This is a genomic window from Streptomyces sp. NPDC059564 (assembly GCF_042735575.1).
Classification (GTDB): domain Bacteria; phylum Actinomycetota; class Actinomycetes; order Streptomycetales; family Streptomycetaceae; genus Streptomyces.
The window spans coordinates 1-9,596 of the sequence record NZ_JBHWBP010000296.1; the positions used below are offsets into that span (position 1 = coordinate 1).

At 69.2% G+C, this 9,596-nt stretch carries 6 protein-coding genes; 5 read left to right on the forward strand and 1 reads right to left on the reverse strand.

Annotation, left to right across the window (positions count from 1 at the left end):
- On the forward strand, window positions 1–1,368 hold a 1,368-nt coding region (locus ACFV0Q_RS32305; protein ID WP_385010182.1), incomplete at its 5' end, for an alpha-L-fucosidase.
- Window positions 1,369–1,433: 65 nt separating this feature from the next.
- Here the strand turns inward: ACFV0Q_RS32305 and ACFV0Q_RS32310 are convergent.
- A complete protein-coding gene (locus ACFV0Q_RS32310) occupies window positions 1,434–4,283 on the reverse strand; it encodes a glycoside hydrolase family 3 C-terminal domain-containing protein (RefSeq protein ID WP_385010184.1) in 2,850 nt (949 codons plus the stop codon).
- A gap of 320 nt (window positions 4,284–4,603) precedes the next feature.
- On the opposite strand from ACFV0Q_RS32310, the gene ACFV0Q_RS32315 reads away from it, so the two are divergent.
- The 4 genes from ACFV0Q_RS32315 to ACFV0Q_RS32330 form a co-directional block, all read left to right on the forward strand.
- Window positions 4,604–6,277 (forward strand): extracellular solute-binding protein, encoded by a 1,674-nt coding sequence (locus ACFV0Q_RS32315; RefSeq protein WP_385010185.1) that lies wholly within the window; start codon window positions 4,604–4,606, stop codon window positions 6,275–6,277.
- The gene (locus tag ACFV0Q_RS32320) at window positions 6,277–7,329 is read left to right on the forward strand and encodes an ABC transporter permease (protein WP_385010187.1); all 1,053 of its coding nucleotides are present in this window, start codon (window positions 6,277–6,279) and stop codon (window positions 7,327–7,329) included. The genes ACFV0Q_RS32315 and ACFV0Q_RS32320 overlap by 1 nt, the downstream gene beginning before the upstream one ends.
- Window positions 7,326–8,252, forward strand: a complete 927-nt coding sequence (locus ACFV0Q_RS32325; RefSeq protein WP_385010189.1) for a carbohydrate ABC transporter permease — start codon at window positions 7,326–7,328, stop codon at window positions 8,250–8,252. The genes ACFV0Q_RS32320 and ACFV0Q_RS32325 overlap by 4 nt, the downstream gene beginning before the upstream one ends.
- A gap of 42 nt (window positions 8,253–8,294) precedes the next feature.
- Window positions 8,295–9,596: beta-galactosidase (locus ACFV0Q_RS32330; RefSeq protein WP_385010191.1), on the forward strand; the 1,302-nt coding region annotated here is incomplete at its 3' end.

Below are 9,596 nucleotides of genomic sequence, written 5' to 3' on the forward strand. Positions count from 1 at the left end.
GACTACAACGGCTACCAGCCCGACCTGCTGGCCCAGCTGAAGACCGAGTGCGAGAAGCGGGGCGTCAAGTTCGGGCTCTACTACTCGATCCTGGACTGGAGCCACCCCTCCCAGACCATCAACCGGAACAACCTCTACTCCGACATGTCCTCGCAGACCGCCCGCACCGCCTACATCAACGACATGAAGGCCCAGCTGCAGGAACTGCTGGACCGCTACGACCCGGCCCTCCTGTGGTTCGACGGCGACTGGTGCGCCAACCCGGCCGGCCCCACGCTCACCGACTGGTGGACCAAGGCCGACGGCGAGGACCTCTACGGCTGGCTGGTGGCCCGCAAGCCCGGACTCGTCGTCAACGAACGCGTCAAGCGGGACCTCGGCCTGGGTGACTTCGCCTGCCCGGAGCAGACCGTGCCCGCCGCGCCGCTGGACCGGCCGTGGGAGACCTGCGCCACCATGAACGGCCAGTGGGGCTACACCGACTGGGCCGAGAACAGCTACCGGCCCGTGAAGGACATCGTCCAGGAGATGGTCACGGTCATCTCCCGGGACGGCAACTACCTGCTCAACATCGGCCCCAAGGGCGACGGCACCGTGACCGCCGGAGCGACGACGGTACTGGGCGGGCTCGCCTCCTGGATGGCGGTCCACGCCGACAGCATCCACGGCACCAGCGGCAGCCCCTTCGCCGCCGAGCCGTCCTGGGGCCGGATCACCAAGAAGAACGGCAAGCTCTTCGCCCACGTCTTCACGTGGCCGACGGGCGGCACCCTGCAGATCCCGGAGGTCCACAACACGATCAGCCGGGTCTACTTGATGAACAATCCCTCGGTCTCGCTCTCCTACACGGTCAGCGGCGGCCAGATCAACGTCAGCGTGCCGCCCACGGCGCCCAACGCGAACGACTCCGTGGTCTGCGTGGAGGTCAGCGGCATGCCGTCGGTCCTCGCCAATGGCGTCTACCGGCTGGTCAGCGCTCAGAGCGGCAAGGCCCTCGACAATGGCAACACCACCACGGACGGCGGCCAGGTCATCCAGTGGACCCCCAACGGAGGCGCTTCGCAGCAGTGGACGGTCACCGACCTGGGCCACGGCTACTACAAGCTGCTCTGCGTCCGCAGCGGCAAGGCCCTCGACGACAACGGCAGCACCTCTGACGGCGCGGTGATGGCGCAGCGCACCGACAGCGGCGGTCAGGGGCAGCAGTGGGCGGTCACCGCGCTGGGCGGGGGTGCGTTCCGGCTGGCCGGCCGGCACAGCGGAAAGGTGCTGGACAACGGCTACGCGAGCGGGGACGGAAACCCGGTCATCCAGTGGTCCGCCAACGGCGGCCCCGCGCAGAACTGGAACCTGATCAAGACCGGCTGAGGGCGACGGGGTGGCGTGCCGAGGGCACGCCACCCCGTCCCGTGCCCTGCTCACGGGGTACGACCTCAGGCGGAGAAGGCCACGCCCGCGAGCCGCACCGGGCCGCGCAGTCCGAGGCGGACCTCGTGCACACCGGCCGCCACGACGACCGGGGCGCTCACCGTCGCGTAGCCGTGGGGTCCGGCCGTACGCGGGGAAAGCGTGAGCACCGCCAGTACCGGACCGTCACCCAGCGAGAGTTCGACCGTACCCTCACCCGCGGCATCCACCGTTATCCCGGCGGCCCCCTCTCCGAAGTCACAGTCACGGAACACCAGCTCGCCCCGCCGGCCGGCCAGAGGGGCGACGGAGTCACCCGATGTCTTCGTGCGGTCCACGATCTCCGTGTCGCTCTGGTCGTCGAAGTCCACCGCGTCCAGGCCGCGCGCCATGACCGCGCGGGGGGCGGACGGCTCGCCGTCGAGGTCGACCGCCCGGGCCAGGCGGATGTCCTCGCTGGAGGCTCCGACGAGGATCTCGTAGGAGCCCGGTGCCACCCGCTGACGCCCCTGCGCCACGTCCCAGAACGCGAAGGCAGACATCGGCACCCGGAAGGCGACCTCCGTGACCTCGCCGGGCGCGAGCGCCACACGCCGGTGCGCGGCCAGTTCCCTGCGGGGCCGTGGCACCGACGGCTCCACGGCCCGGGTGTAGAGCTGGGCGACCTCGTCCGCGGCGACGTCACCGGTGTTGCCGACCGTGAAGGACACGTGCAGCGTCCCGTCGTCGACGCGGGTCGTGAGGCCTTCGTAGGAGAAGGACGCGTACGACAGGCCGTGCCCGAACGGGAAGAGAGGCGTGCCCTCGAAGTAGAGGTACGTCTGGCGGCCGCCGATCACGTCGTAGTCGAGGAGGTCGGGCAGGTCGCGGTCGTCGGCGTACCAGGTCTGCGGGAGGCGGCCGGCGGGGGAGACGTCGCCGGCCAGGATCCGGGCCAGGGCGGTGCCGGCGGCCTGGCCGCCGTGGGCCGTCCACAGCAGCGCCGGCACCTCCGCGTGGTCGACCGCGTACGGGTACGCCGACACCAGCGCCAGCACCATGTTCGGGTTGGCCGCGCGGGCCGCGCGCAGGAGCCGCTCCTGGTGGGCAGGGAGGGCCAGGGTCGTACGGTCCTCGGTCTCGCGTCCGTTGATGTGCGGATCGTTGCCGGCGACCACCAGGACCACGTCCGCCTGCGAGGCGACCTTGTCCACCGCGTCCTCGCCGCGTTCGACGACGACGACCTCGAAGGTCTCCCCGTTCCCGTCGGCAACCTTGAGGCCGTCGGCGGCGACAGAGAGGTGGTGACCCGTACCGATGTGCCGAAGAAGGTGCCCGTTCTCGTGTGGTTCCAGGCGGAACGTCTCCTGGACGACCCAGCCTCCGGGCTGGTCGGCGGAGGCTCGGACACGGCCGTCCCCGGCGACGGAGAGGTAGCGGCCGTCGGGGGCGCGCAGGGTCAGCACGCCCCCGCCCCCGCCCCAGTCGATGAGGGAGAACTCGGTGCCGGTCGCGCCGGTGGTGAGCGGGGGCAGGTCCGTCCGGCCCGCGAGCAGGGCCGGGTCGAGGGCGCCTTCGGCGCCGCGCACCTCGTCGTGGGCGTCCGCCCCGGGGACGTGCAGGAAGGTTCCTGCCGAGGTCTTCAGCAGGATCCGGTCCACGCCCTCCGCGAACTGCACGAGCTCCGATCCGAACCGCTCGTACAGGCCCGCCAGCGGCGTGCTGCGGTGCAGGAGCGTGCCGCTGTACCAGTCGAGCTTGCATTCGTCGGCGAGCGGGCCGACCACCGCGATCCGGGTGCCGGACGCGAGCGGCAGCAGGTCACCGCTGTTCTTGAGCAGCACGACGGCTTGCTCGGCCGCCTCCTGGGCGAGGGCCCGGTGGGCCGGCGTGTCGAATTCCGTGGTGAGCACGTGCGGGTCGTGCTCCGGGTCGAACTCGCCGAGGCGGAAGCGGACCGAGAGCTGGCGGCGGACCGCCGCGTCGATGTCCGACTCGGTCAGCAGGTCCTGCTCCAGGGCGCCGCGGACCCGTGCGGTGATCTTCGAGCTGTCGGTGCCGTGGTCGGTGAAGCTGTCGACGCCGGCCAGCAGGGCGGCGGCCGTCGCCTCCTCGTGGGTGTCGAAGTAGTGCTCGGAGTCCACCAGGTTGGAGGGGGCGCCCGCGTCCGAGCAGACCATCAGCTCCTCGTCGGTCCAGGTGCGCAGATGCTCGCGCAGATACGGCGAGACGTGGTTCGGGCGGCCGTTGACCAGGTTGTACGCCGGCATCACTCCGGCCACGGCGCCCGCCTCGACCGTCTCGCGGAAGGCGCGGAGGTCGTACTCGTGCAGGACGCGCGGGCGGACCGAGGAGGACGTGACGTCGCGGCCCGTCTCGTGGTTGTGGGCCAGCCAGTGCTTGAGGACGGGCGCGGTGCGCCAGTACGTCGGGTGCTCGCCGCGCAGGCCGTGCGTGTAGGCGGTGGCGATGGCCGAGGTGAGCTTCGGGTCCTCCGCGTAGCCCTCTTCGTTGCGGCCCCACAGAGGGTGGCGCAGCAGATTCACGGTCGGGGCCCAGACGTTCAGCCCCACGCGGTCGTCGCGGGCGCGCATCGCCCGGGCCTCCTTGGACACCGCCTCGCCGACCCGTCGTACGAGATCCGTGTTCCAGGTCGCGCCCAGGCCGACCGCCTGCGGGAAGACGGTGGCCGGACCCATCCAGGCCACGCCGTGCAGGGCCTCCTGGCCGGTGCGGAACGCGGCGACGCCGAGGCGCTCCACGGCGGGCGCGAACTGGTGCAGGAATCCGATCTTCTCGTCGAGGGCGAGCCGCGAAAGAAGGTCGTCGATGCGCTTCGCGAAAGGCAGCTGCGGATCGCGGAAGGGCGGTGCTGTGTGCGGCGGTTGTGCGGACACGTGGGATCCCCTTGAGGTGGAGCGGCAAGTTCGTTCGAAGCGCTTCGATGCTCATCAGCCGGCAGGGTAGGTGTCAAGAGATCGACATCCTCGCCTCAAGTCGGCTTATAGAGAGCGACTTTAGACCTCGGAGGAATCTTGGAAGCGACCCTTGTGCACCCCTCAGTGTTCACTTAACCTCACTGAAACATCGAAGCGCTTCGACTGTGTATCACGTCGTAGTGGTCGGATGTCCGCTTCAGCTCAGTCAGTTCCAGTCACGACACCGCAGCCGACGGCCCGCCGCCGGATGTCCAGGTGCGCCATGAAGGGTTGACGCAATGACGCCGAACGCCGCCCCCTCCGGACCGAGCCGGAGAACCTTCCTCGCCTCCACGGCGGTCGCCACCGCAGCGGTGGCCGGGGGCATGCCGCTGCTCACCGCCTGCGGCGGTTCGGACCGTGGTTCGGACAGCAGGCCGCCAGAGGGCGCCACGTCGGGCAAGTCCGCCGACAAGCTGCTGCCGACGCACGTCGCCAGCACGGTAGCCAAGCCGGACCTCCCGTCGAAGAACGGTTCGGCGGACGGCTACACCGCCAAGGTCGAGCTCGCGGCCCTCGCCACGTCGGTCCCGGACAAGCTCGGCACCGGCGCTCCCTTCACGATCATGTCCCCGCTCTGGGGCACCCCGCCGAAGTCCGGGTGCGCGTACTACAAGGCGGTCGACGCGGCGGCGGGCACCGAGGTCACCTGGCAGAACCAGGACGGCAACACGTACGGACAGAAGCTCGGCGCCGTCCTCGCCTCCAGCTCCATACCCGACATGGTGGTCGTGCCCGACTGGGAACTGGTCGGCAAGATGGCGAACGCGGTCAGCGCGAAGTTCATGGACCTCGGCCCCCACCTGTCGGGCGACAAGGTCAAGAAGTATCCGAACCTGGCCGCGATACCGTCCGACTCCTGGCGCATGGGGGTCATCGGCGGCGCGCTGCGCGGCATTCCGATGCCCGTCGCCCCCGCGAGCTTCATCGTGCCCTACTACCGCAAGGACCTCTTCGACAAGAAGGGCTACTCCGTACCCAAGTCGGCCGAGGAGTTCGTCGGTTGGGCCAAGGACGCCACCAGCGCCAAGGCCAAGGTGTACGCCTGCGGTGACATGAGCTGGGTCTCGGGGAGCATCTTCGGCGCCTGCCCCAGCTGGAACATCGATGACGACGGCAAGCTGAGGTACGGCATCGAGCGGCCCGAGTACCTCGAGGCCCTGGAGTGGACCCGCAAGCTTTTCGATGCCGGCGTGGTCCATCCCGACGACAGCGCGCGCTCCGGCGACGCGGGCCAGCGCTTCACCGCGGGAGAGATCCTGGTCTTCGCCAGCGACTTGTCCGGCTGGTACAACAAGACCGCCGAACAGGCCAGGGCCAACCCGGACTTCCGGATCGACGCCATGGACATCTTCGGCGCCGACGGCGGCAACCCGACGCTGTACGCGTCCTCGCCCGCCACCATCTGGTCGATGATCCGCAAGGGCGCCTCGAAGGAGACCGTGGAGAACGCGCTGGCCGCCGCCAACTTCGCGGCAGCGCCCTACGGCACCAAGGAGCGGATGCTCGTCGACTACGGCGTCGAGGGCACCCACTACACGGTCAAGGACGGCGTCCCCGTCAAGAACGACCAGGGCAACTCCGAGGTGATCAACGCCTGGACGATGCTGGCGGCCCCGGCCCCCTTCTTCGCCCACCCCGACTTCCCCGACGTCGCCCGCAAACAGGTCGAGTGGCAGCAGCGGATGGGGGCCTTCATGAAGAAGACCTCCACTTATGGCATGAAGATCGTCGAGCCGGCCGAGTACGCCAATCTCGCCAGCCAGCACGAGCAACTGCAGATCGACTACGTGCGGGGCAACAAGAAGATGTCCGACGTACAGGCCGCCATCTCCACCTGGAGGTCCTCCGGCGGCGACAAGCTGCGCGACTGGTACAAGGAACTCCTCGACAAGAACGGCAGCGGCAACTGATGTCCATCACGGCCGGGAGCCGGCCCGACGGGACCCGTGCCCCCGAGGCCGTCGAGGAGCCGACGGCCGCGGTCACCACCGTCGCGGCGAAGGCGCGGGCGCCGCGAGGGATGAGCAAGGCCGCCAAGGTTCCCTGGCGGATCCGGCTGCGCCGCGACCGCACGCTCATCCTGATGACCCTGCCCGTCATCGTCCTGCTGCTGCTCTTCAACTACGTCCCGCTGCTCGGTAACGTCGTCGCCTTCCAGGACTACGATCCGTACGTCTCGAGCAACGGCATCACGGCGATCTTCCACAGCCCCTGGGTCGGCGTGGAGCAGTTCGCGCGGACGTTCGACGACCCGCTGTTCTGGAGCGCCACGAAGAACACCATCGTCCTGTTCGTGCTCCAACTGGTGCTGTTCTTCCCGGTCCCCATCGCCCTCGCACTGGTCATCAACAGCGTGATCCGGCCCCGGGTGCGGGCCGTGGCGCAGGCGATCATGTATCTGCCGCACTTCTTCTCGTGGGTCCTCGTGGTCACCGTGTTCCAGCAGATCTTCGGCGGCGCGGGCATCATCGCGCAGACGCTGGCGGAGCACGGGTGGAGCGGCTTCGACCTGATGACCAACGCGGACCTCTTCAAGTACCTGGTCACCGCGCAGGCCGTGTGGAAGGACGCCGGCTGGGGGATCATCGTCTTCCTCGCGGCCCTGTCCGCCGTCAGCACCGATCTGTACGAGGCAGCCGCCATGGACGGTGCGGGGCGCTGGCGACGCATGTGGCACGTGACGCTGCCCGCGCTGCGCCCGGTGATCGCCCTGCTGCTGGTCCTCAGGGTGGGAGACGCGCTGAGCGTCGGCTTCGAGCAGTTCCTGCTCCAGCGGGGCGCGGTCGGCGCGGGAGCCAGCGAGGTCCTCGACACGTACGTGTGGAACATGGGCATCCAGAACGGGGACTTCAGCTACGCGGCCGCGGTCGGCCTGGCCAAGGGACTCATCGGAGTCTGTCTCGTCCTGGGCGCGAACAAGTTCGCGCACCTGCTGGGCGAGCAGGGGGTGTACAAGAAATGAGCCTCGACACGCAGCTCATCCGCAGTCTCAAGGCTCCCGCCCGCCCCACGTGGGAGGAGCCGCCGAGCAAGGCGGGACTCACCGCCAAGAGCGGCTTCCTCCTGCTCTGCTGCCTGGGGGTGCTCGGTCCGCTGTGGATCGTGATCGTCACCAGCCTCTCTCCCAAACCCGTGATCGACCGGGCCGGCGGCCTCGTCGTGATCCCCCAGGGCATCACCTTCGTCAACTACACCGAACTGCTCAGCGGTGGCCAGGTCAGCCGGGCGATCATGGTCTCGGTCGGGGTCACGCTCTTCGGCACGCTGTTCTCGATGACGGTATCGGTGCTGGCGGCCTACGGGCTGTCCCGGCCGGGGAGTCTGGGCCATCGGTTCTTCCTGATGACCATGCTGGCGACCATGTTCTTCGGGGCCGGGCTCATTCCGACGTACCTTCTGGTGCAGTCGCTGGGCCTCACCGACACCTATCTGTCGCTGGTCCTGCCGAGCGCGGTCAGTGTCTTCAACATCCTCGTCCTGCGGGCCTTCTTCATGGGGATCTCGCCCGAACTCACCGAGTCCGCCCGCATCGACGGGGCCAGCGACCTGCGCATCCTGCTGACCATCATCATGCCGCTGTCGCGTGCGGTGCTGGCCGTCATCTCGCTGTTCTACGCGGTCGGCTACTGGAGCTCCTGGTTCAACGCCTCCATCTACCTCACCGACCAGGAGATGCTGCCGCTGCAGAACGTGCTCATCCAACTGGTCCAGAAGAACACCGAGGCGCCGACCGGCCTCCAGCAGGCGGTGCGCACGGGACAACTCTCCGCGCTGGGGCTGCAGATGGCCGTCATGGTCCTCGCGCTGATCCCCGTCGCGGTTGCCTCCCCCTTCGTCCAGCGGCACTTCAAGAAGGGCATGCTCACCGGAGCCGTCAAGGGCTGATGCCCAGCTCGACCTTCCCCTTCGTAAAGACCGAGGTATGTCATGAGCACGTCTTACCTCAGGCCCGCCCTGAGTGACGCGACACGAGGCCGTCTGCTCTTCGGCGGCGACTACAACCCGGAGCAGTGGCCCGAGGAGACCTGGCACGAGGACGTCCGGCTGATGAAGGCGGCCGGGGTCAACTCGGTCACCCTCGGCGTCTTCTCCTGGTCGAAGCTGGAACCGGAGCCAGGCGCCCGGGAGTTCGGCTGGCTGGACACGTTGATGGACCTGATGCACGACAACGGCATCGGCGTCGTCCTCGCCACCCCCACTTCCTCGCCCCCGCCCTGGATGGGCCGGCTGCACCCCGACACCCTGCCCGTCACCGAGGACGGCCGCACCGAGTGGTGGGGCGGCCGGCAGCACTTCTCGCACTCCAGCGCCGCCTACCGGCGCTACGCCGCCGCCATCACCGAGGACCTCGCCGCCCGCTACGGCGGCCACCCGGCCCTGACGATGTGGCACATCAACAACGAGTACTGCACCTTCGACTACGGGGACGAGGCCGCGGCCGCCTTCCGCCGCTGGCTGCGCGACAAGTACGGCACCCTCGGTGCCCTCAACGAGGCCTGGGGCAGTGCCTTCTGGAGCCAGGGCTACGACACGTGGAACGGCATCCTGCCACCCCGCTCGCCCCACTACCTGCGCAACCCCACGCACGTACTGGACTTCCGGCGTTTCACCTCCGACATGCTCCTGGAGTGCTACGTCGCCGAGCGGGACATCGTCCGCCGCCACACCCCGCACCTGCCGGTCACCACGAACTTCACGTCGCTGGCCATCGGCCAGGACGCCTGGCGCTGGGCCGAGGAGGAGGACGTCGTCTCCATCGACGTCTACCCCGATCCGCGTGACCCGCTGGGCGCGCAGAGCGGCGCCCTCGTCCAGGACATGACCCGCTCCCAGGCGCGCGGGCCGTGGATGCTCATGGAGCAGGCCGCCGGGCCCGTCAACTGGCGGGGCGTGAACCACCCCAAGCCCCGGGGTCTCAACCGGCTCTGGTCCCTGCAGGCCGTGGCCCGGGGCGCCGACGCCGTCTGCTACTTCCAGTGGCGGCAGTCCCGGCAGGGCGCGGAGAAGTTCCACTCCGGCATGGTCAGCCATGCCGGGGAGGAGGGGCGGACCCACCAGGAGGTCAAGCAGCTCGGCGCGGAGCTGGAGCGGATCGCCTCCGAGGTGACCGGCCGGCACATCACCACGGACATCGCCGTCCTGCACGACTGGCACGCCTGGTGGGCCGGCGCCCAGGACGGCAGGCTTTCGAACCGGGTGGACTACCCGGACATCCTGAGCGCCTGGCAC